The sequence below is a fragment of the Rhizobium etli CFN 42 genome (genome assembly GCF_000092045.1).
Lineage (GTDB): Bacteria > Pseudomonadota > Alphaproteobacteria > Rhizobiales > Rhizobiaceae > Rhizobium > Rhizobium etli.
Genome location: NC_007761.1, coordinates 3,508,160 through 3,528,558, shown reverse-complemented (window position 1 = coordinate 3,528,558; position 20,399 = coordinate 3,508,160). Strand labels below are relative to the sequence as shown.

General features: G+C 62.0%; 16 protein-coding genes. 10 read left to right on the top strand and 6 right to left on the bottom strand.

From position 1 onward, the window contains the following. Positions 1-252: 252 nt before the first annotated feature. On the bottom strand, positions 253-1,794 hold the full coding sequence (locus RHE_RS17175) for a cation:proton antiporter (RefSeq protein ID WP_011426591.1): 1,542 nt from the start codon (positions 1,792-1,794) through the stop codon (positions 253-255). A 230-nt stretch (positions 1,795-2,024) separates the two neighbouring features. On the opposite strand from RHE_RS17175, the gene RHE_RS17170 reads away from it, so the two are divergent. From RHE_RS17170 to RHE_RS17160, 3 genes are read left to right on the top strand one after another with little or no spacing between them, the layout of a single operon-like run. Beyond that, positions 2,025-2,489: a MarR family winged helix-turn-helix transcriptional regulator gene (locus tag RHE_RS17170; protein WP_011426590.1), complete on the top strand. Its 465-nt coding sequence runs from the start codon at positions 2,025-2,027 to the stop codon at positions 2,487-2,489. Further along, on the top strand, positions 2,482-3,699 hold the full coding sequence (locus RHE_RS17165) for an HlyD family secretion protein (protein WP_011426589.1): 1,218 nt from the start codon (positions 2,482-2,484) through the stop codon (positions 3,697-3,699). Before RHE_RS17170 ends, RHE_RS17165 begins: the two co-directional genes overlap by 8 nt. Then, the gene (locus RHE_RS17160) at positions 3,692-5,233 is read left to right on the top strand and encodes a DHA2 family efflux MFS transporter permease subunit (RefSeq protein WP_011426588.1); all 1,542 of its coding nucleotides are present in this window, start codon (positions 3,692-3,694) and stop codon (positions 5,231-5,233) included. The genes RHE_RS17165 and RHE_RS17160 overlap by 8 nt, the downstream gene beginning before the upstream one ends. Here the strand turns inward: RHE_RS17160 and RHE_RS17155 are convergent, their stop codons facing one another. From RHE_RS17155 to RHE_RS17145, 3 genes are read right to left on the bottom strand one after another with little or no spacing between them, the layout of a single operon-like run. Then, on the bottom strand, positions 5,234-5,851 hold the full coding sequence (locus RHE_RS17155; RefSeq protein ID WP_011426587.1) for a DNA-3-methyladenine glycosylase: 618 nt from the start codon (positions 5,849-5,851) through the stop codon (positions 5,234-5,236). A 47-nt stretch (positions 5,852-5,898) separates the two neighbouring features. Then, positions 5,899-6,213, bottom strand: a complete 315-nt coding sequence (locus RHE_RS17150) for a hypothetical protein (RefSeq protein ID WP_011426586.1) — start codon at positions 6,211-6,213, stop codon at positions 5,899-5,901. Between the two features lie 23 nt (positions 6,214-6,236). Then, positions 6,237-7,145 (bottom strand): LysR family transcriptional regulator, encoded by a 909-nt coding sequence (locus tag RHE_RS17145; RefSeq protein WP_011426585.1) that lies wholly within the window; start codon positions 7,143-7,145, stop codon positions 6,237-6,239. A 116-nt stretch (positions 7,146-7,261) separates the two neighbouring features. Here RHE_RS17145 and RHE_RS17140 point away from each other — a divergent pair, with 116 nt between their 5' ends. Continuing rightward, the gene (locus RHE_RS17140) at positions 7,262-8,005 is read left to right on the top strand and encodes an SDR family oxidoreductase (RefSeq protein ID WP_011426584.1); all 744 of its coding nucleotides are present in this window, start codon (positions 7,262-7,264) and stop codon (positions 8,003-8,005) included. Between the two features lie 245 nt (positions 8,006-8,250). Here RHE_RS17140 and RHE_RS17135 read toward each other — a convergent pair whose 3' ends face one another. After that, positions 8,251-9,162, bottom strand: coding sequence for a LysR family transcriptional regulator (locus RHE_RS17135; protein WP_020922119.1), 912 nt, complete (start codon positions 9,160-9,162; stop codon positions 8,251-8,253). 164 nt (positions 9,163-9,326) lie between these two features. Between RHE_RS17135 and RHE_RS17130 the strand changes: the two genes are divergently transcribed. The 5 genes from RHE_RS17130 to RHE_RS17110 all read left to right on the top strand — a co-directional run bounded on the left by RHE_RS17130 (position 9,327) and on the right by RHE_RS17110 (position 17,948). Then, positions 9,327-10,142 (top strand): alpha/beta hydrolase, encoded by an 816-nt coding sequence (locus RHE_RS17130; RefSeq protein ID WP_020922118.1) that lies wholly within the window; start codon positions 9,327-9,329, stop codon positions 10,140-10,142. A 46-nt stretch (positions 10,143-10,188) separates the two neighbouring features. Further along, positions 10,189-11,379: an efflux RND transporter periplasmic adaptor subunit gene (locus tag RHE_RS17125; protein ID WP_011426581.1), complete on the top strand. Its 1,191-nt coding sequence runs from the start codon at positions 10,189-10,191 to the stop codon at positions 11,377-11,379. A gap of 117 nt (positions 11,380-11,496) precedes the next feature. Further along, positions 11,497-14,697, top strand: a complete 3,201-nt coding sequence (locus RHE_RS17120; RefSeq protein ID WP_011426580.1) for an efflux RND transporter permease subunit — start codon at positions 11,497-11,499, stop codon at positions 14,695-14,697. 290 nt (positions 14,698-14,987) lie between these two features. Then, the gene (locus tag RHE_RS17115) at positions 14,988-16,772 is read left to right on the top strand and encodes an IlvD/Edd family dehydratase (protein WP_011426579.1); all 1,785 of its coding nucleotides are present in this window, start codon (positions 14,988-14,990) and stop codon (positions 16,770-16,772) included. Between the two features lie 327 nt (positions 16,773-17,099). Next, positions 17,100-17,948 (top strand): GNAT family N-acetyltransferase, encoded by an 849-nt coding sequence (locus RHE_RS17110; RefSeq protein ID WP_011426578.1) that lies wholly within the window; start codon positions 17,100-17,102, stop codon positions 17,946-17,948. Between the two features lie 3 nt (positions 17,949-17,951). On the opposite strand, the gene RHE_RS17105 is transcribed toward RHE_RS17110, so the two are convergent. Then, positions 17,952-18,869 (bottom strand): DMT family transporter, encoded by a 918-nt coding sequence (locus tag RHE_RS17105; RefSeq protein ID WP_020922115.1) that lies wholly within the window; start codon positions 18,867-18,869, stop codon positions 17,952-17,954. 191 nt (positions 18,870-19,060) lie between these two features. Here RHE_RS17105 and RHE_RS17100 point away from each other — a divergent pair, with 191 nt between their 5' ends. After that, positions 19,061-20,359 carry an adenylosuccinate synthase gene (locus RHE_RS17100; protein ID WP_011426576.1) on the top strand — a complete coding sequence of 433 codons (1,299 nt, stop codon included), beginning with the start codon at positions 19,061-19,063 and terminating at the stop codon, positions 20,357-20,359. The last annotated feature ends 40 nt before the right edge of the window (positions 20,360-20,399 follow it).

Below are 20,399 nucleotides of genomic sequence, written 5' to 3'. Positions count from 1 at the left end.
CCTCCAATCTCGACGGCCGATCGACTGCCGCCGAACCTAAGATGAAGTGATGTTATTCTTGTCTTGCTGCTTTGAACGAAGGCCTTTGCCTTCGTGATTCCCCCGGCGTCCAATTCTGGAAAGGAAGGCCGGCATGCAATGCAAATCGGAAAAATCGTAACGCTATGAAACTGGATATAAACGGCAGCGGCGAAAAATAGCAAATGCCAATTGGCTGCTCTTGCGCAATCCGTCGAAACTTCATGGGCGGCGTCAGCTCTCGACGATTTCGTCGCGGCCGGGCGGCAGGACGGCGAGCTCTGCCCAGTCGAGCTCCTGTTCCAGCCTATGGAAAACATCGTCGTCAATCTCGTCGGCACGACGCATCTCCGCCAGCTTTCGGCGTTTCGCGGCAATGACGCAGCGCCGCTGCCTATCGAGCCTGCTGACCTCGCGCGGGTGTCTTCCATCGGCAGTAATCTCGCGCTCGGAGATGTAGACGTCGCGCAGGATGCGGGTGGACTTGTCCTCGCCTTCAAGCTCGGCAAGCGCCGCGTCGATCAATGCCACGCGGGCTTTGGTGAGATCGCGGTTCAGGGATGTGTCCGGATCGAATTTCAGGAAGCGGATCAGCGGTCCGAGCGTCAGCCCCTGGACGATTAGCGTGCCGAGAACGACGGCCAGCGCGCTGAGCAGGATAATATCGCGATCATGGAAGTCGATCGGCAGGGCGAGCGCAGTTGCCAGCGTGACGAGACCGCGCATGCCGCACCAGCCCGCAAGCAAGCTCGCAGCAAATGAGGGAGCGGCTTGTGTCGTGAGACGGCGCGCGGCAAGAAAAGTGATGGCGCGGTTATAGACGAGCACCCAAGCTAGGCGCACGACGATGACGGTGACAAAGACCGCGGTTGCCAAGGTGATCGCAAAATTCAGCCGGCCGGGATCGAGATCGAGGACGATCTGGCGGACCTGCAAGCCCATCAGCAGGAAGGCGAGCACGTTAAGTAGGAAAACCGCGGCTTCCCAAACCGAATAGGAATGAATGCGGTGCCGGGCCGTCTGCCGCTCCGGCATGTAGCGGGCGATCACCATGGCATATGCGACGATCGCCAGGATCGCCGAAAGGTGGAGTCGCTCGGCGATGATCCACGTGCCGAAGGTGGCGACGAACTCGAGCAGTGTGCCACCGAGCGTGCCGGCGAGCTTCAGACCAACGATCATGTAGAGACGGCCGAGAAAATAGCCGAGGATGAGACCACCCGGCGCTGCCAGCGTCAATTCTGCCAGAATGCCGGTGAAGAAGGCGGGGTTGGTGGCGGCCGCCACTGCGGCGCTGAAGATGAGGAGGGCGACGGCATCGTTGAGCAGACTCTCGCCCTTGAGAATTACATAGGTCTGGCGGGGCAGATTGAACCGGTCGAGCATGACGGTCGCCGCGACCGCATCCGGTGGCGCCACGATGGCGCCGAGTGCGACGGCCACGGCAAGCGGCAGGCCGGCCATTGCGACGCCGACGGCGGCGACGGCCGCGGCCGTCAAAATGACGGCGATTGCGGCAAGCGAAAAGAGCGGCAGCCAGTTGCGCCTCAACGTCCTCGGCGGCAAATCATACGCGGCATCGAAAAGTACGGGTGCGATGAAAAGCGCCAGCGCCAGCCTGGGATCGATCGCCACCTCCGGAGCCCATGGGAAGGCGGCGACAATGATGCCCGCGATCGCCAGCATGGTCGGATAAGGAACACGGAACTTCCTGGAGAATTGCAGGAAGATGATCGCCACCAAGAGCAGCGTCAGCATGCTTTCGAAGAACGCCATAGGCCCTCCAGACTATTTCTGCGGATGGTTCCTGCCAGAAACTAGGGCCAGGCGATGCCGCGGCTACCGTTAGAGCCTAAAGCTGTGAGGGACGGCATGCTGCCGGCCGCGGCCTGCGGCATTTTGGCCGCGGTTGCAGAATCTGCGGCTTGCGCTCTTGTGCGAGCGTCTGCGCTCAATATATGTGAGCATATCATAAGTATGCTTATAAATATCCGCTAGAGTTTTCCATGAATGCCACGCCCACACTCGGTTTCCTTCTCCACGATGTCGCCCGGCTGCTGCGCAAGCGGTTCGAGCAGCGCGCGAAGTGTCTCGGGCTAACGCGGTCGCAATGGCAGACGCTCGCCTATCTCTCGAATAATGAGGGCATCCACCAGAGCGGCCTTGCCGAAATTCTCGAGGTCGAGCCGATCACGCTGGTGCGCATTCTCGACAAGCTCGCCGAACGCGGGCTCATCGAGCGCCGCCAGCATCCGAGTGACCGGCGGATCTGGCTGCTCTACATGCGCGACGAGGCGCATCCTCTGCTCGCCGAAATGCGCGAACTTGGCGATATCACTCGTGCAGAGGCACTTGAAGGTATCTCAGCCGAGCAGCGCGAGCAGCTTTTCCACATCCTGTCCGTAATGAAGACCAACCTGGTCCAGGCATGCCGGACCCCGGTTGACGAAAATGAGATGAACGATGGCTAATCAATCTCCCCTTCGCGTCGTTGCCGACGCCAAGTCACCCATTGAAGAAAATGAAGCGAAACAGCAGGAAACGGTAGCCGAAGCGCCTTCATCCAATTCAGCGCCGGCTGCTGTGGGGGCTGCGTCTGGCGGTAACAAGGTCCGCCGCCGGCGCAGTCTCACGCGGCCGATCCTGTTCGCACTCCTGCCGGTGGCACTCGTCGTCGGCGGCTATTATTACGTCAATGGCGGCCAGGTGATGTCGACCGACAACGCTTATATCCAGGCCGATATGGTCGGGGTCACCACCGATGTCTCGGGCCTCGTCGACCGGATCGACGTTCATGAAAACCAGGCGGTCAAGGCGGGGCAGGTGCTCTTCAGCCTGAAAGCTGATTCCTTCAAGATCGCGCTCGACGGCGCCAAGGCGCAGCTCGGCGCGCAGCGCAACCAAATCATGAACCTCAAGGCGAGCTATCAGCAGTCGCTCGCCGAGATCACGCAGGCGCAGGCCGATCTGCCCTATTACCAGGATCAGTTCGACCGGCAGCAGGCCCTCGTCAACAACGGCAGCGCGACGCAATCGGCCTATGACGAGGCCAAGCATAATCTCGAAGCCGCTCAGCAGAAGGTTGCCGTCGCCAAGGCGGAAGCCGCAACGACGCTCGCCCAGCTCGGCGGTTCTGCCGACCAGCCGGTCGAAGAAAACGCGCTCTACCTGCAGGCCAAGTCGAATGTCGACAACGCCCGGCGCGAACTCGCCAACAGCATCGTCAAGGCGCCCTTCGACGGCATCGTCACCAACGTCCATGCGCTGCAGGTCGGCTCCTACCTGCAGGCTTCGCAGCAGGCCTTCTCGCTTGTCGCCACCGATCATCTGTGGATCGCCGCCAGCCCGAAGGAAACCGAGCTCACCTATGTCAAGCCAGGCCAGATGGCCACGATCTACGTCGACACCTATCCCGGCGTCACATGGAGCGGCAAGGTCGAGAGCATCAGCCCGGCCTCAGGCTCGAGCTTTTCACTGCTGCCGGCGCAGAACACCACCGGTAACTGGGTGAAGGTCGTGCAGCGCATTCCGATGCGCGTCAGCATCGAGGATGCCGCAGGCAAGCCGCCGCTGCGCGTCGGCATGAGCACGGTGGTCGACGTCGAGACCGGTCATGCCCGCGGCCTGCCCGACTTCGTCAACAAGCTTCTGGGCCGGCCTCAGGGTAAGGACCATGAGTAACGCTCCGGCATCTGCGGCGATCCCCGTCGCCAATCGCGGTGCGATCACGGCCTGCGTCATTCTCGCCGTCATCATGCAGGCGCTGGATACGACGATCGCCAACGTGGCGCTGCCCTATATCCAGGGCAGCGTGTCGGCCAGCGCCGACCAGATCAACTGGGTGCTCACATCCTACATCGTCGCGGCGGCGATCATGACGCCGCCCTCCGGTTTCCTCGCCGCCAAATTCGGCCGCAAGCGCGTGCTGCTCGTCGCCATCGCCGGCTTCGTGGCCGCCTCCGTGCTCTGCGGCCTGGCGCAATCGCTGAACCAGATCGTCGCCTTCCGCCTGTTGCAGGGCCTGTTCGGCGCGTCGCTGGTGCCGCTTTCCCAGGGCATTCTTCTCGACATCTATACTGTCGAGGAACGCGGCTCGGCCATGGCGCTTTTCGGGGTCTCGGTGATGGTCGGGCCGGTCCTCGGCCCGGTCATCGGCGGCTGGCTGACCGACAACATCAGCTGGCGGTGGGTGTTCTACATCAACGTGCCGATCGGCGCGCTCGCCTTCATGGGGATCGTCGTCTTCGTCACCGAGACCAAGCGGGATCTGCTCGCCAAGCTGGACTGGTTCGGCTTCGGGATGATGAGCCTGTTCATCGCCGCGCTGCAGCTCTTCCTCGACCGCGGCGAGCAGCTCGACTGGTTTTCCTCAGGCGAGATCATGCTCGAAGCGATCATCTGCGCCGCGGCATTCTATCTGCTCCTGGTGCACACGCTGACGGCAGAAAAATCCTTCGTCAATCCGAAGCTGTTTCTCGACCAGAACTTCACGGTCAGCATGATCTTCATCTTCGTGGTTGGCGTGACCTATCTCGCCTCGCTCGCACTGATGACCCCCTATCTGCAGACGCTGATGGGCTATCCCGTCATCACTGCGGGCATCGTCATGGGGCCGCGCGGGCTCGGCACCATGCTCTGCATGTTCATTGTCGGGCGGCTGATCGGCAAGGTCGATACGCGCTTGCTCTTGGTGCTCGGTCTCGGCCTGACTGCCTGGGCGATGTACGATATGACGGGCTGGACGCCCGATGTTTCGCAATGGACAATCGTCTCGGTCGGCTTCATCCAGGGCGCCGGCCTCGGCTTTCTCTTCGTGCCGCTGACGACTGTCGCCTTCGCCACGCTGCCCGCCCATATGCGTGGCGACGGTACCGGCCTCTACAACCTGTCGCGAAACATCGGCTCGGCGGTCGGCATCTCGATCGTCTCGGCACTGATCGTCGAGAACACGCAGAGCAATCATCAGTCGATCGCGGCCTATGTGACGCCTTTCAACCACGCCTTCAATGCTGTCGCAGCGCAGGGGTTGAGCCCGTTCACGGCCGCCGGCCGCGCTTCGCTCAACGAGATGATCACGCTGCAATCGACGATCATCGCCTATATGGACGATTTCAAGCTCTTGATGCTGATGTCGCTCGCGGTCATTCCGCTGGTGCTGCTGCTGCGCAAGCCGAAGGCGGCGCCTGCCGTCGACCACAGTGCAGTCATGGAGTGATCAGCGAAAAGGTTTGCTGAGATATCGCGATCCCTGAATGCCGAAGCGCCACGGTGCTTCGGCATTTCTAGTGATGCCGATGCGTTTCCCCGCAACGATCGGCACCGGCGTGGACGGCGTCAACGCATAGGGCGGGAGGTCAAGCAGTCTGTCGTTGATTTCGATGTCGATGCCGAGCGCCTGGCAGAGCTTGCCCGGGCCGCTGCAGAGCGCCGTCAGCATGTCGGTGCCGCGCCGCTCCATCATGGCGGCAATACCGGTTTCCGGCTCGAGCGCCCGGATCAGCACGGCCGAGCCCGGATGGCAGACGAAGTTCAGGCACCAGTACATGCCGTAGATGCGATAGATGTAGACATTGCCGGGCCGGCCGAACATGGCGCCGTTGCGCTTGGTTGGGCCGCGAAAACTGTGCGAGGCCTCGTCATCGGGGAAATAGGCTTCGGTCTCGGTGATGCGGCCGCCGGCGCCATCCACGGTCAGATGGCAGCCGAGCAGGTCGCGGGCCACAGTGATGGCGTCGCGCTCGAAAAACGCCCTGAGGCCCTCGCCGGCAAGCGCGCCGGCGCCGATTGCGTCCTTTGTCATTCCACCATCGGTCATAACCGAGGCAGATAACATTCGCTGCCGCCGCCGTCATCCCAAAACCATTGATGGGGCCGGCCACGTCAGCGGCCCGCATTCGGATCACGCATCGGGATCGAGGATGATGTAACCGAGACAGGATCGCTCGCCGGGAAGGAATCTTCCAGACCCTCCTCCAATTCCTCTTCGAGCAAGGCCGGATCCTTGCTGCGCGCGCCGTCACCATGGGCTGGTTCGATTGCTGCCGCAAGCAGGACCTTGGCGCGCGCGACCGTGTTTTCCAACGTCAGTTCGGGTGCGCTTCGCAGCGTTACGGCGATGTTGTCTTCGCCTTCACCGCCGAATTCGACGACGAAGCCGTCTTCCGTCTGATAGACGGTGATATCGCTGAGTGCCATGGCCCTTCCCCCAAGTGCTCATATTAGCAAAGCGTGTTTTTGGAATTTTGTCGAGCGAAGACCTTTACCAGCCAATCGACGAAGACGCGCACGCGCGGCGAAAGCTGGCGGTTGCGGGGATAGAGCAGGGAGACCGGCGTCTGGGTCAGCGGAAAATCCGGAAGCACTTGGATCAGCGTGCCGTCGGACAGGTCCTTTTCGGCGTGGTAGCGCGGGATCTGGATCAGGCCGAGGCCCATCCTCGCTGCAGCAACATAACTTTCGGCGGCGTTGACAGTGACGGTCGCGGGAATGGTTATGTTGCGTAGCGTGCCATCGACCATGAATTCGAGCGGCAGCGGACCGCCGGTGCTGCTGGAGCGGAAGCCGACCATGCGATGGCCGGCAAGCCGGTCCGGATGCTGCGGCAGGCCACGGGCAGCGACATAGGCGGGAGAGGCGAGCGTGATCTCGTCAAGCATAGCGACACGCCTGATGATCATGTCGCTATCGACAGGTGTGCCGACGCGCAGCACGCAATCTATGCCTTCGTGCACCAGATCGACCAGCCGGTCGCCTTCGCTCATATAGAACTCGATCTCGGGATAGGCCTCCAGAAAGGACGGCAGGCTCGGCAGCACGAAATGGCGTGCGAGCGTGCCGTGCACATCGACGCGCAGCAGGCCTTTCGGTCTGGCGCCGGCGAAGGCCGCTTCCGCATTCTCGATGTCGGCGAGGATCGACAGGCAGCGCTGGTAGTAGGCCTCGCCGTCGAGCGTCGGGCTGACATGGCGCGTCGTGCGCTGGAGCAGGCGCACGCCGAGGCGGGCCTCGAGCTGCTTGACCGCGTCGGTAACGGTCGAGCGCGGGAGGCCCGTGTCTTCCGCTGCGAGGGTGAAGCTGCGGCGCTCCAGAACGCGGCAGAACACACGCATAGCGTCGAATCTGTCCATCTTATTTGTTCGTATTTCCCGGATAGTGATGCCAGAGAATGCACGATTATCCGTCGCAGGAAAAGGCTCATCTCTTTCTCGTCGAAAACGCGCTGCGGCGTAGAAGGAGAAGAACAATGGCTTCCAACAAAGACAGCAAGGTCGCACTGGTCACCGGCGCTTCCCGCGGCATCGGCGCCGCCGTTGCCAGACGCCTCGCCAGGGACGGTTTCACCGTCGTCGTCAACTATTCCGGCAGTGCGGCTGCGGCCGAGGACCTCGCCCGGGAGATCGAGCAGGCTGGTGGCAGGGCGCTGACGGCCAAGGCCGATGTCAGCGATGCTGAAGCCGTCCGGCGGATGTTCGACGCTGCGGAGGGCGCCTTTGGCGGCGTTGATGTGCTCGTCAACAATGCCGGCATCATGATGCTGTCGCCGCTCGCCGAGGCTGACGATGAAAACTTCGGTCGCCAGATCGGGGTCAATCTCAAGGGCACTTTTAATACACTCAGGGAAGCGGCCCGTCGTCTGCGCGATGGCGGCAGGGTCATCAACTTTTCGACTTCGGTCGTCGGGCTGAAGCTTGAAAACTACGGCGTCTACGCCGCCACCAAGGCCGCCGTCGAAACGCTGACGGCAATCATGGCCAAGGAGATGCGCGGCCGTAACATCACGGTCAACGCCATTGCGCCCGGGCCGGTGGCCACCGACCTTTTCCTCAACGGCAAGACGGAGGAACTTATTTCCCGCATGGCGAAGATGAATCCGCTGGAGCGCCTCGGCTCGCCCGAGGACATCGCCTCCGCGGTCGCCTTTCTCGCCGGCCCGGACGGCGGCTGGATCAATGGCCAGACACTGCGGGCCAACGGCGGCGTGATCTGACGAAGGCGCCCTCATCGCAATTATGTGAACGAAGCTTGTAGGTCTTCCCTCTTACAATCATGTGGAGAGTGCCTATAGTTGCTTTATCGCGAGAGAGTGGAGTTCCCTGACGCTCTTTCCCGAACCTCCAGAGCCTGCCGCGCCCAGTCTGCGGCGCGACAGGTCCGATGTTCAAAATTTTGCGGCCCGTCGAAGGTTTCCCTTGCCTTCCGGGCCGTATCTGTTTTGCCGCCGCGCGACATGTTCTAGAAATCGTTCAGCTTGGCCTCGACCAGGAGCTTAACCAACCAATCGACGAAGACGCGGACTTTGTTGCTAAGGTGTCGGTTCGGTGGATAGACCACATAGAGCGGCACTGGATCGCGGCGCCAGTCCGGCAGCACGCGGACGAGTTCGCCCCGCCGCATCGGTTCACGCGCCATGAAGGTCGGCACCTGCGCGACGCCGAGCCCCGTCAGGGCCGCGGTCAGATAAGTGCGGCTGTCATTGACAGAGGCGATGCAGCGCGGGGTGGTCTCGACCATTTCGTTGCCACGGCGAAATTCGAATGGCAACGTGCGGTTGTTCTGGGCTCGGAAATAATTGACGGAGTAGTGTGTGGCCTCCAAATCCTCCGGCCGTTCGGGCATGCCGAATTTCTGAATGTAGCTCGGCGAAGCGCAGGTGATCAGATCCATCTCCGAAACCCGCCGGGCAATCAGCGATTGATCGGTGGGCGTGCCCGCCCGCAGCGCGCAATCGACGTTTTCGACCAGGTAGTCCACGGTGCGGTCGCTGACCCCCAGGTCCAGACGGATATCTGGATAGCGCTGGTAGAAATCGCAAAGTGCCGGAACGACGATGGCGTCCGCAAAGGCGCCGCTCATTTCGATGCGCAGCCGTCCGCTCGGCAAACTCTGCGAGTTGGAGAGGCTGCCATCGAGTTCCTCCAGCTCGGAGATGAGCTGGGCGGCGCGTTCGTAATAAAGCGCGCCGTCCGTGGTCACCATGACCCGGCGCGTGGTGCGGTTCAGGAGCTTGGTGCGCAGATGCGCTTCGAGGCCCTGAATGAGGTTAGTTACCGTCGCCTTGGGCATGGCGAGCATGTCGGCGGCGCGGGTGAAATTGCCCGTCTCCACGACGCGGATGAAGACGCGCATTGCCGAGAGCTGATCCATCGGTTTCAAGTCCGCAGTTTGCGTTGCACTATTATTCGAGAATCGGAACAGTGTAATCGCGATATCGCTTCTTATTCCTTGTGCTGAATAACAATATCTTTTTTGTACAAAATGCAAGCGGCGGAATGTGCCTGTTTGTTCCAATGCGGAAAGAGACCGGAAGCATGACGGTGGAGTGGAAAGATATGATGCTGGACAAGGTGGCCATTGGCCCCGTCTCCGCACGTATTTACCAGGGCGCCGATTACGGCAAGGGTCCGCCGATCGTGCTTTACCTGCATGGCGGCGCCTTTCTTGACAGCGAGACCAATGTCGATCGCCCGGTGGCGATGAGTCTCGCCAAATCCGGCGCCATCGTCGCCGCCGTCGACTATAGCAGCCTGTCGGACAACCTGTTTCCGAAGGCATTGGAAGTTTCCTTTTCGGTTTTCAGCTATCTCGCCAACAAACGTGCTGCCGGCCTTGGCGACCGAAAGTCGCTGCTTTTTGTGGCCGGCGAGGAGGCGGGGGGCAATATTGCCGCCGGCGTGGCGCTGAAGGCGCGCGACCAGTTGCCTGATGCGCTCGACGGCCAGGTCTTGATTTCGCCGCTGCTGGATCCCTTCATGGGCACGGCTTCCATTCGCAAGGCGGAAGCCATCGGCATGCGCCAGCGCTGGACCGAGGGCTGGAGTCATTACTTGAGCGGCGGTGGCTGCCATCCTTATGCGGCGCCTTGCCTCTGTTCGCGTCTTTCCGGCGTCGCGCCGGCACTGATATTCACTGCCGAGGACGACCCTCTGCACGACGAAACACTCGGTTACGGTGCCCGCCTGAAAAAGGCCGGTGTCGGTGTGCGCCAGCATGTCTTTCCCGCCGGGACGGGCTGGCCCTCGATTTATGGTGGGAAATCCGGGGAAGCGCCCGATTGGCAGGAACACGTCAGCCGCCATTTCGGAAGTTTCCTTCAGGACGTAAGCGTCCAACCGCAATTGCATTGAAGAAGATCTGATATTTCGGCGGCTTGAGGCCGCAAGGAGAGTACTGATGACGTCCAGAAGCAAGCGCTGGGCCCTGGTGGGCGCCGGCATCAGCCTTATTGCGTCGGTTTCCGGCGCTGCATTGTTTTTCGAACTGCCGATGAGCACGGCTGCTACGGCTGCTTCCGCCCCCGCACAGCCTCCGGCCGTTCCGGTGACAGTTGCCGCCGTCGAGGCCCGCGACGTGACGGCTTGGGAAAGTTTCTCCGGTCGGCTGGAAGCAGTCGATCGTGTTCAGATTCGTCCCCGTGTCGAGGGCGCCATCCTTTCTGTGGCTTTCCGTGAGGGTGCGCTGGTGAAGCAGGGCGACCTGCTCTTCACCATCGATCCGGCTCCCTACCAGGCGAGCGTGGCGCAGGCGCAAGGTCAGGTGGCCTCCGCCGAAGCCAAGGTCAGCCTGGCGCAGACCGAGCTCGATCGTGGTCGCAGGCTTTCCGACAATCGCACCATTTCGCAAAGCGATCTCGATCAGCGACAGAGCGCGCTGGCCGAGGCGCAGGCGGGGCTGCGTTCGGCGCAGGCCGCATTGCGGTCGGCTCAGCTCAACCTCGATTATACGCAGGTGCGGGCGCCGGTTTCCGGCCGCATCGGCAAGATCGAAGTGACCGCGGGTAACTTGGTTGCGGCCGGCTCGGCGTCGCCTGCATTGACGACGCTCGTTTCGGTGGATCCGATCTATGCGAGCTTCAATGCCAGCGAAGAGATGGTGACGCGCGCCCTTGCGCAGCTTCCGCAGACGGATAGCGCCCTGCCTCCGGTCGAACAGATTCCGGTCGAGGTCGGCACCCTGGCCGACAGCGGCACGCCGATCAAGGGCAAGCTGCAACTGATCGACAATGAGGTCGATGCGTCAAGCGGCACGATCGGCGTGCGCGCCGTGTTCGACAATCCGGGCGGACGCCTCATTCCCGGCCAGTTCGTGCGCGTGCGCATGGGCCAGCCGAAGGCCGAGAACAAGATCGTTATCAGCGACCGCGCCGTCGGCACGGACCAGGACAAGAAGTTCGTCTTCGTTGTCGACGGCGAGAATAAGGTCGCCTACCGGCAGGTCCAGCTCGGTACGCTGGCTGACGGCCAGCGGGTGGTCGAAAGCGGCCTGAAGGCCGGCGAGAAGATCGTCGTCAATGGCTTGCAGCGCATCCGTCCCGGTGCCGTCGTCATTCCGCAGATGGAAGAGAAGGTCGCGACCGCTCAGTAAGATCCCGCCTTCCCCTGCGGGGGAAGGCCGATAGTCGAAATAATATGACCCGCCGGCGGCGCCTCACCCGCCGGAGCGGGACATTGCATCCATGTTCACCCCGGAGAGGGCTTTGATATGAACATCTCCAGATTCTTTGTCGACCGCCCGGTGTTTGCTGGCGTCCTTTCGGTCCTCATCGTGGTTGCCGGCCTGATCGGCCTCAGGGCGCTGCCAATTTCCGAATATCCTGAAGTCGTGCCGCCATCGGTCGTCGTGCGCGCCACCTATCCCGGCGCCAATCCGAGCGTCATCGCCGAAACGGTAGCGACGCCGCTCGAAGAGCAGATCAACGGCGTCGAGGGCATGCTTTATATGTCCAGCCAAGCGACGTCGGACGGCGTGCTCAACGTCACCGTCACCTTCAAGCTCGGCACCGACCCCGACAAGGCGCAGCAGCTCGTGCAGAACCGCGTTTCGCAAGCCGAACCGCGCCTGCCGGCGGAAGTGCGTGCACTCGGCATCACCACGGTCAAGAGTTCGCCCGACTTCATCATGGTCGTCAACCTCGTGTCCGACGGGGACAGCCACGACATCACCTATCTGCGCAACTACGCGACGCTCAACATCAAGGATCGGCTTGCCCGCATCCCGGGTGTCGGTCAGGTGCAGGTCTTCGGCGCCGGCGACTATTCGATGCGCGTCTGGCTCGATCCGCAGAAAGCTGCCGAGCATGATCTCGCTGCTAGCGACATCAGCAACGCGATCAGCTCGCAGAACGTCCAGGCCGCTGCCGGCATCATCGGCGCCTCGCCGAGCCAGCCGGGCGTCGACCTGCAGCTCAACGTGAATGCGCAAGGCCGCCTGCGCACGCCCGAGGAGTTCGGCAACATCATCGTCAAGACGGGCGCCAATGGCGAGATTACCCGCCTTCGCGACGTCGCCCGCATCGAGCTTGGCGCCGCCGACTATACGCTGCGGTCGCTGCTCGACGGCAAGCCGGCCGTCGCCGTGGCGGTGCTTCAGGCGCCCGGTTCGAATGCGATCGAAATCGCCGATAATGTGCGCGCGACCATGGATCAGCTGCAATTGGCGATGCCCGAGGGCGTCAAATACGAGATCGTCTACGATACGACGAAATTCGTACGCTCATCGATCGAGAAAGTCATCGACACGCTGCTCGAAGCCATTGCGCTCGTCGTCCTCGTCGTCATCGTCTTCCTGCAGACATGGCGCGCCTCGATCATTCCGCTGATCGCGGTTCCGGTCTCGATCATCGGCACTTTCGCGGTCATGTATGTCTTCGGCTTCTCGATCAACGCGCTCAGCCTGTTCGGGCTGGTGCTTGCGATTGGTATCGTGGTGGACGACGCGATCGTCGTGGTCGAAAATGTCGAGCGCAACATCGAACAGGGCCTGTCGCCGAGAGCCGCCACCTACAAGGCGATGAAGGAGGTGTCCGGCCCGATCATTGCAATCGCGCTGGTGCTCGTCGCGGTTTTCGTGCCGCTCGCCTTCATCTCTGGCCTGTCGGGGCAGTTCTACCGCCAGTTCGCTCTGACGATCGCGATCTCTACCGTCATCTCGGCCTTCAACTCGCTCACGCTCTCTCCGGCGCTCGCGGCCCTTCTCCTGAAGGGCCACCATGCGCCGAAGGACTGGCTGACGCGGTTCATGGACGCGATCTTCGGCTGGTTCTTCCGCGGCTTCAACCGCGTCTTCGGCGCAGGCTCGAATGCCTATGGCAAAGGTGTTGGCGGCCTGGTGTCGCGCAAGAGCATCGTCATGGTGGTCTACCTGGCGCTGGTCGGTGCGACCTATAGCATGTTCACCACGGTTCCGGGCGGATTCGTGCCATCCCAGGACAAGCAGTATCTGATCGGCTTTGCCCAGCTGCCGGATGCCGCCAGCCTCGATCGCACGGAAGACGTCATCAAGCGCATGACTGATATCGCGCTCGCCCAGCCGGGCGTTGCCAATGCGATCGCCTTCCCGGGCCTGTCGATCAACGGCTTCACCAACTCCTCGAATGCCGGGATCGTCTTCGTGACGCTGAAGGATTTCGAGGAGCGTAAGACACCGGACCTTTCTGGCGGCGCCATCGCCATGGCGCTGAACCAGAAGTTCGGCGTCATCCAGGATGCCTTCATCGCCATGTTCCCGCCGCCGCCAGTCAACGGCCTCGGCACGACGGGCGGATTCAAGCTGCAGATCGAGGACCGCGCAGGCTTGGGCAACCAGGCACTCGACGAGGCGACCAAGGCGGTGCTGGCCAAGGCCTATCAGACGCCTGAACTTGCCGGGCTGTTCTCGAGTTTCCAGATCAACGTGCCGCAGCTCTATGCCGATCTCGATCGCGCCAAGGCCGAGCAGCTCGGAGTTTCCGTCACCGACGTCTTCCAGACGCTGCAGATCTATCTCGGTTCGCTCTATGTGAACGACTTCAACGCTTTCGGCCGCACCTACAGCGTCCGAGTGCAGGCCGATGCGAAATTCCGCGCCCAACCGGAAGATATCGGCCAGTTGAAGGTCCGGTCGGCATCGGGTGAGATGATCCCGCTTTCGGCCCTCCTAAAGGTGCAGCCGAGCACGGGTCCGGAGCGGGCGAACCGATATAACGGCTTCCTTGCCGCCGATATCAATGGCGGTCCGGCGCCGGGCTTCTCGTCCGGTCAGGCTCAGGCGGCAATCGAGAAGATCCTCCGTGAGACGCTGCCTTCCGGCATCGACTTCGAATGGACGGATCTGACCTATCAGCAGATCCTTGCTGGCAATTCGAGTGTCGTCGTCTTCCCGCTGGCATTGCTGCTCGTCTTCCTGGTGCTGGCTGCCCAGTATGAAAGCCTGACGCTGCCGCTTGCGATCATCATGATCGTCCCGATGGGCGTGCTGGCCGCCTTGACCGGCGTCTGGCTCACCGGCGGAGACAACAACATCTTCACCCAGATCGGCCTGGTCGTCCTTGTCGGCCTATCGGCGAAGAACGCGATCCTGATCGTGGAATTCGCCCGCGAGCTGGAGTTCGAGGGCAGGACGCCGCGGGAAGCCGCGGTCGAGGCCAGCCGCCTTCGCCTTCGCCCGATCCTCATGACCTCCATGGCCTTCATCATGGGCGTCGTGCCGCTCGTCGTGTCGACCGGTGCCGGCGCGGAAATGCGCGCCGCCATGGGTGTCGCGGTCTTTTCAGGCATGATCGGCGTGACCTTCTTCGGCATCTTCATGACGCCCGTGTTCTACGTGCTGCTGCGGCGTCTGACGGGCAACCGTCCGCTCGTCCAGCACAAGCCGGACGAACACAAGGAGGAAGAGGCCGAGGTCATCCGGCTCGCAGCGGAATAAACGGAATTCAACCTTCCTTTGTCGAGTAAATCGGGCGGGAACTGCGGTTCTCGCCCGTATCGCTTTTGGGCACCCGACAAAGATGCGTTACGTTCATCAAAATGGTTGCAACCGCGAGCGAGGGGACTATCAAAGACGGGATAGCAGCTCCGAGGATCGGCGCGGACTTTGCCTGCACCATCTGGATACTAGGCCGGCAAGGCCGGAGCGCGCGCGGGAGATGGGTGTGAAGGACTGCAGCGGCCTGCTTCTCGACTTTGGGAGAGAAATGGCTGGTCGGGAGGATAATGATGACGCATAACCAAGCGATGAAACGCCGCCTGCGTTCGCAGGACTGGTTCGACAACCCCGATCATATCGACATGACTGCGCTCTATCTGGAGCGTTTTATGAATTACGGCATCACGCCGGAAGAACTGCGCGCCGGCAAACCGATCATCGGGATTGCCCAGAGCGGCAGCGATCTAACGCCCTGCAACAGGGTGCATGTCGAGCTCGCCAAGCGCGTGCGCGATGGCATCCGCGATGCAGGCGGCATCCCGATCGAATTTCCGACACATCCGATCTTCGAAAACTGCAAGCGCCCGACCGCCGCCCTCGACCGCAACCTCGCTTATCTCGGTCTCGTCGAAATCCTCTACGGCTACCCGCTCGACGGGGTCGTGTTGACCACCGGCTGCGACAAGACCACGCCTTCGGCGATCATGGCTGCGTCGACGGTCGATATTCCGGCCATCGTGCTCTCCGGCGGGCCGATGCTCGATGGCTGGCACGAGGGGGAGTTGGCCGGTTCCGGCACCGTCATCTGGCGGATGCGGCGGAAATATGCGGCAGGCGAAATCGGCCGGGAGGAGTTTCTGCAGGCCGCGCTCGATTCGGCTCCATCGGTCGGCCACTGCAACACGATGGGGACAGCCTCAACGATGAATGCGCTGGCGGAAGCACTTGGCCTATCGCTCACCGGCTGCGGCGCCATTCCAGCCGCCTACCGCGAGCGGGGGCAGATGGCCTACCGCACCGGACGGCGCGCCGTCGAGATCGTGTTCGAGGATCTGAAGCCGTCGGATATCCTGACGCGGGCTGCTTTCCTCAATGCGATCCGCACCAATTCGGCAATCGGAGGCTCGACCAATGCGCAGCCGCATCTGGCTGCAATGGCCAAGCACGCAGGCGTCGAACTTTATCCCGATGATTGGCAGGTGCACGGCTTCGATATCCCGCTCTTGGCCAATGTCCAACCGGCGGGCGCCTATCTCGGCGAGCGCTATCACCGCGCCGGCGGCACGCCGGCGATCATGTGGGAACTGCTGCAGGCCGGAAAGCTCGACGGCGACTGTCGCACGGTTACGGGCAGGACGATGGCCGAGAACCTGAAGGGGCGGCAGGCCAGCGACCGCGAGGTTATCCGGCCCTTTGACGAACCGCTGAAGGAGCGGGCGGGCTTCCTCGTCCTCAAGGGTAATCTCTTCGATTTCGCGATCATGAAGATGAGTGTCGTCTCGGAGGATTTCCGCCAGCGCTATCTTTTGGAACCCGGGCGGGAAGGTGTTTTCGAGGGTAGGGCGGTGGTTTTCGACGGTTCCGAGGATTATCACAAGCGCATCAACGACCCCGTACTCGGCATCGACGAGAACACCATCCTCGTCATCCGCGGCGCGGGGCCGCTCGGCTGGCCGGGTTCGGCCGAGGTCGTCAACATGCAGCCGCCGGATCATCTGTTGAAGCGCGGCATCCGCAGCCTGCCGACGATCGGCGACGGCCGTCAGTCGGGCACCGCCGACAGCCCCTCGATCCTCAACGCATCACCGGAAAGTGCGGCCGGGGGCGGCCTCGCCTGGCTTCGCACCGGCGATATCATCCGCATCGACTTCAACCAGGGGCGCTGCGACATGCTCGTCAGCGACGCCGAGATCGAGCGGCGCAAGGGTGACGGTATTCCGCCGGTGCCGGCGGATGCGACGCCGTGGCAGCAGATCTACCGCCGTTCGGTCACGCAACTGTCGGACGGCGCGGTTCTGGAAGGGGCTTCGGAGTTCCGCCGGATCGCAAAAAAACCGCCTCGGCACAACCATTGATCTGGCGCAGGGCAGCGATAGTGGCTGATTCCGAAATGCTTCCTCGTCCTCCGGGTTGAGTAAGCGAGAGATTTCGGCGCGACATTTATTCGCGCCGGCAGGAAGATTATTGGGCGCCAAGTAATTTTCTTGAGCTTGCAACGGCATTGTTTCATGGTAATGCGGAAACGAAGCTTACTGCATTGCATCGAAAACGTTTATACGCGTGGTCAGGACCATCGGCGCTGCTTCTCGATCATTCTCAGGTGCGATCGGGGAGCGGTGATCTGACAATTGCTTTGCCGTTGGCGGGATGGACTTGCGGGACATTCAATCTGGGAAGGTCGCATGAATTCGGAATTTGCCGTTCGTTCGATGCGGCCCGGCGAATTGGAACTCGTGCTCGAATGGGCGCGTCAGGAGGGGTGGAATCCGGGTCTCGACGATTCGTTTGCATTCCTCGAAGCCGATCCGTCGGGATTTTTCGTCGGCTCCGTCGGTGAAGTCCCCGTCGGCTCGATCTCGGTCGTCAAGTATGGCGACAGCTTCGCCTTTCTCGGCCTCTACATCGTTCACCCGGATTTCCGCGGCAAGGGTTACGGCAAGGCGATCTGGGAAGCGGGGATCGCCACGGCGGAAGGTCGGACGATCGGTCTCGACGGCGTTGCCGCGCAGCAGGGGAATTACCGAAAGGCGGGCTTTGAGCCCGCCTATTCCACTATTCGCTACGGCGGCGTTCCCACCTCGCTGCCGGGCTCGACCCTCGTCGCGCAGCCGGTGCTGGATTCACGCCTGGAAGGGCTGCAGCGTTATGATGCGGCGATCTTTCCGCAGCCGCGGGATGCCTTCCTCGCCGCCTGGTGCACCGGCCGTAAGGGGCGCCGCACGGCCGTGGTCCGCAAAAGCCACAAGATCCGAGGCTACGGCACGATCCGCCGCTGCTACGAGGGCTATAAGATCGGCCCGCTTTTCGCCAGCGATGCAGACAGCGCCGCGGCGCTGCTTGCCGAATTGATCCCCGAAGCAAACGGCGCTCAGATATTCATCGATATTCCCGCCGAAAATCGCGAGGCGATCGCGCTTGCCGAAAGCATGCGCCTTCAGCCGGGGTTCGAGACAATGCGGATGTATCGCGGACCGGCCCCGGCGATCCCGCTGAGACACGTCTTCGGCGTGACGACGCTGGAGCTTGGTTAAGCTCTAATCCACTGGTGAGGCAGGCACGGTGGGGGCGGACGCTTTCGGCCGGCCCTTTTCGGCGATTGCGATGCCGCCGAGCGTCAGCATCAGGGCTACCATATGAAAGGACTGAAGCCTTTCTCCGATCAGTACGACAGAGAGGAGTGTTCCGAACACCGGCACGAGATTGATGAAGAGACCGGCGCGGTTGGCGCCGATAGCCTCGACGCCTTTGATATAAAGGATCTGCGCCAGCAATGAGGGGAAGATCGCCGTATAGAAGGTGATGCTCCAGCCGGCTTGGTCCGGCCACTGCGCAGCGCCGCGGCCGATCTCCCAAAGAAGCAGCGGAAGCGAAGTGAGCATGGCGGCGAGGGCGGGGAAGGCCATCAGCGTGCGCCAATCGACCGTCGGTTTCCAGCGCAGGAAGATGGTGTAGAGCGCATAGGCGGCAATGGCGATCAGCATCAGCCCGTCGCCGCGGTTGAGCTGCAACTGCAGCAGCGTGGCGAGGTGGCCATGGGCGGCCGTCAGCGCCACGCCCAGTAGCGTCATGCCGAAGCCGAGACATTGCGCCAGCGAGATGCCGGTGCGGAAAAAGAAGAAATTCAACAGGAAGATCAGCATCGGAATGCCGGCTTGCTCGATGGCGACGTTGATCGCCGTCGTATATTGCACCGCCGAGTAGAGCATGGCGTTGAAGAGTGTATAGCCGATGGCGCCGTAGCAAAGGAGCAGCGGCAGGTTTTTCCTCGCCACGGGCCAATCCTTCTTCAGTTGCGGCACGGATATCAAGGCGATGAGCGCGACGGCGAGGAACCAACGCAGAAAGGTCAGCATCATCGGGCTGATATGGCCGACTGCAAGTTTGCCGGCGACGGAGTTGCCGCCCCAGCAGAGGGTCGCGATGACGAGGCAGATATAGGCTGTGGCTTGCAAGAGCGTTCTTCCTCGTCTTCTGCGATCGATAATCGGCTTTTTCCCAGGGGAAATAGACTGCCGGCTGCTGATTTGTCACGTAAAAAGCCCAATCGGCTGTGACAACAGGGTCGCTTTCCCAAAAACAAAGCTTTATAGATGCGCGGGTTTGAGCAGGTGTGCGGTTTTCCGCCGGTAACAGGAAGAGTTGGATGACGAACGTAGTCGTGGTCGGTTCGCAATGGGGTGACGAAGGCAAAGGCAAGATTGTCGATTGGCTTTCCGAACGTGCGGATATTGTCGTGCGCTTTCAGGGCGGACATAATGCCGGCCATACGCTCGTCATCGACGGCACGAGCTACAAGCTCTCGCTGCTGCCCTCCGGCGTCGTGCGCCCCGGCAAGATGGCGGTGATCGGCAACGGCGTCGTCGTCGATCCGCACGCGCTGATCGCCGAGATCGAAAAGCTGTCCGCCCAGGGCGTGACGATCACCCCTGATAATCTGCGGATCGCCGACAATGCGACGCTCATCCTGTCGCTGCACCGCGAGCTGGACGCGATGCGCGAGGATGCGGCGTCCAACAGCGGCACCAAGATCGGCACGACGCGCCGCGGCATCGGCCCGGCCTATGAAGACAAGGTCGGGCGCCGCGCCATCCGCGTGATGGATCTTGCCGATCTCGACAGCCTTCCCGGCAAGGTCGATCGGATCCTCACGCATCACAACGCACTTCGCCGCGGCCTCGGTGTCGCCGAAGTCAGCCACCAGACCATCATGGACGAACTGACCTCAGTCGCCGAACGGGTGCTGCCGTTCCGCGATACCGTCTGGCTTTTCCTCGACAAGGAGCGCCGCAAGGGCGCCCGCATCCTCTTCGAGGGTGCACAGGGCAGCCTGCTCGATATCGATCACGGCACCTATCCTTTCGTCACCTCCTCGAACACCGTGGCTGGTCAGGCGGCGGCCGGTTCCGGCATGGGGCCGGGTTCACTGGGCTATATCCTCGGCATCACCAAGGCCTATACGACCCGCGTCGGCGAAGGCCCGTTCCCGACGGAGCTGACCGACGAAATCGGCCAGTTCCTGGGTGAAAAGGGGCATGAGTTCGGTACCGTGACGGGGCGCAAGCGTCGCTGCGGCTGGTTCGACGCAGCACTGGTGCGCCAGTCGGTTGCCACCAACGGCATTACCGGCATCGCACTTACCAAGCTCGATGTGCTCGACGGTCTCGAGGAGTTGAAAATCTGCGTCGGTTATATGCTCGACGGCGAACAGATTGATCATCTTCCCGCAAGCCAGGGAGCGCAAGCTAGGGTCGAACCAATCTATGTCACGCTTGAGGGATGGAAGGAATCGACCGTCGGCGCCCGCAGTTGGGCGGATCTTCCGGCACAGGCGATCAAGTATGTTCGCCAGGTCGAAGAATTGATCGGGGCACCGGTCGCGCTCCTTTCCACCAGTCCGGAGCGGGACGACACGATACTTGTGACCGATCCGTTTGAGGATTAAGGTCACCGGTCACTGTGGAGGACAGTTCGGCAGAAGGCCG

What these genes read in the sequence shown, in the direction of transcription:
- RHE_RS17175 (WP_011426591.1), bottom strand. Translation starts at nt 1,794, where the DNA reads ATGGCGTTCTTCGAAAGCATGCTGACGCTGCTCTTGGTGGCGATCATC.
- RHE_RS17170 (WP_011426590.1), top strand. Translation starts at nt 2,025, where the DNA reads ATGAATGCCACGCCCACACTCGGTTTCCTTCTCCACGATGTCGCCCGG.
- RHE_RS17165 (WP_011426589.1), top strand. Translation starts at nt 2,482, where the DNA reads ATGGCTAATCAATCTCCCCTTCGCGTCGTTGCCGACGCCAAGTCACCC.
- RHE_RS17160 (WP_011426588.1), top strand. Translation starts at nt 3,692, where the DNA reads ATGAGTAACGCTCCGGCATCTGCGGCGATCCCCGTCGCCAATCGCGGT.
- RHE_RS17155 (WP_011426587.1), bottom strand. Translation starts at nt 5,851, where the DNA reads ATGTTATCTGCCTCGGTTATGACCGATGGTGGAATGACAAAGGACGCA.
- RHE_RS17150 (WP_011426586.1), bottom strand. Translation starts at nt 6,213, where the DNA reads ATGGCACTCAGCGATATCACCGTCTATCAGACGGAAGACGGCTTCGTC.
- RHE_RS17145 (WP_011426585.1), bottom strand. Translation starts at nt 7,145, where the DNA reads ATGGACAGATTCGACGCTATGCGTGTGTTCTGCCGCGTTCTGGAGCGC.
- RHE_RS17140 (WP_011426584.1), top strand. Translation starts at nt 7,262, where the DNA reads ATGGCTTCCAACAAAGACAGCAAGGTCGCACTGGTCACCGGCGCTTCC.
- RHE_RS17135 (WP_020922119.1), bottom strand. Translation starts at nt 9,162, where the DNA reads ATGGATCAGCTCTCGGCAATGCGCGTCTTCATCCGCGTCGTGGAGACG.
- RHE_RS17130 (WP_020922118.1), top strand. Translation starts at nt 9,327, where the DNA reads ATGACGGTGGAGTGGAAAGATATGATGCTGGACAAGGTGGCCATTGGC.
- RHE_RS17125 (WP_011426581.1), top strand. Translation starts at nt 10,189, where the DNA reads ATGACGTCCAGAAGCAAGCGCTGGGCCCTGGTGGGCGCCGGCATCAGC.
- RHE_RS17120 (WP_011426580.1), top strand. Translation starts at nt 11,497, where the DNA reads ATGAACATCTCCAGATTCTTTGTCGACCGCCCGGTGTTTGCTGGCGTC.
- RHE_RS17115 (WP_011426579.1), top strand. Translation starts at nt 14,988, where the DNA reads ATGACGCATAACCAAGCGATGAAACGCCGCCTGCGTTCGCAGGACTGG.
- RHE_RS17110 (WP_011426578.1), top strand. Translation starts at nt 17,100, where the DNA reads ATGAATTCGGAATTTGCCGTTCGTTCGATGCGGCCCGGCGAATTGGAA.
- RHE_RS17100 (WP_011426576.1), top strand. Translation starts at nt 19,061, where the DNA reads ATGACGAACGTAGTCGTGGTCGGTTCGCAATGGGGTGACGAAGGCAAA.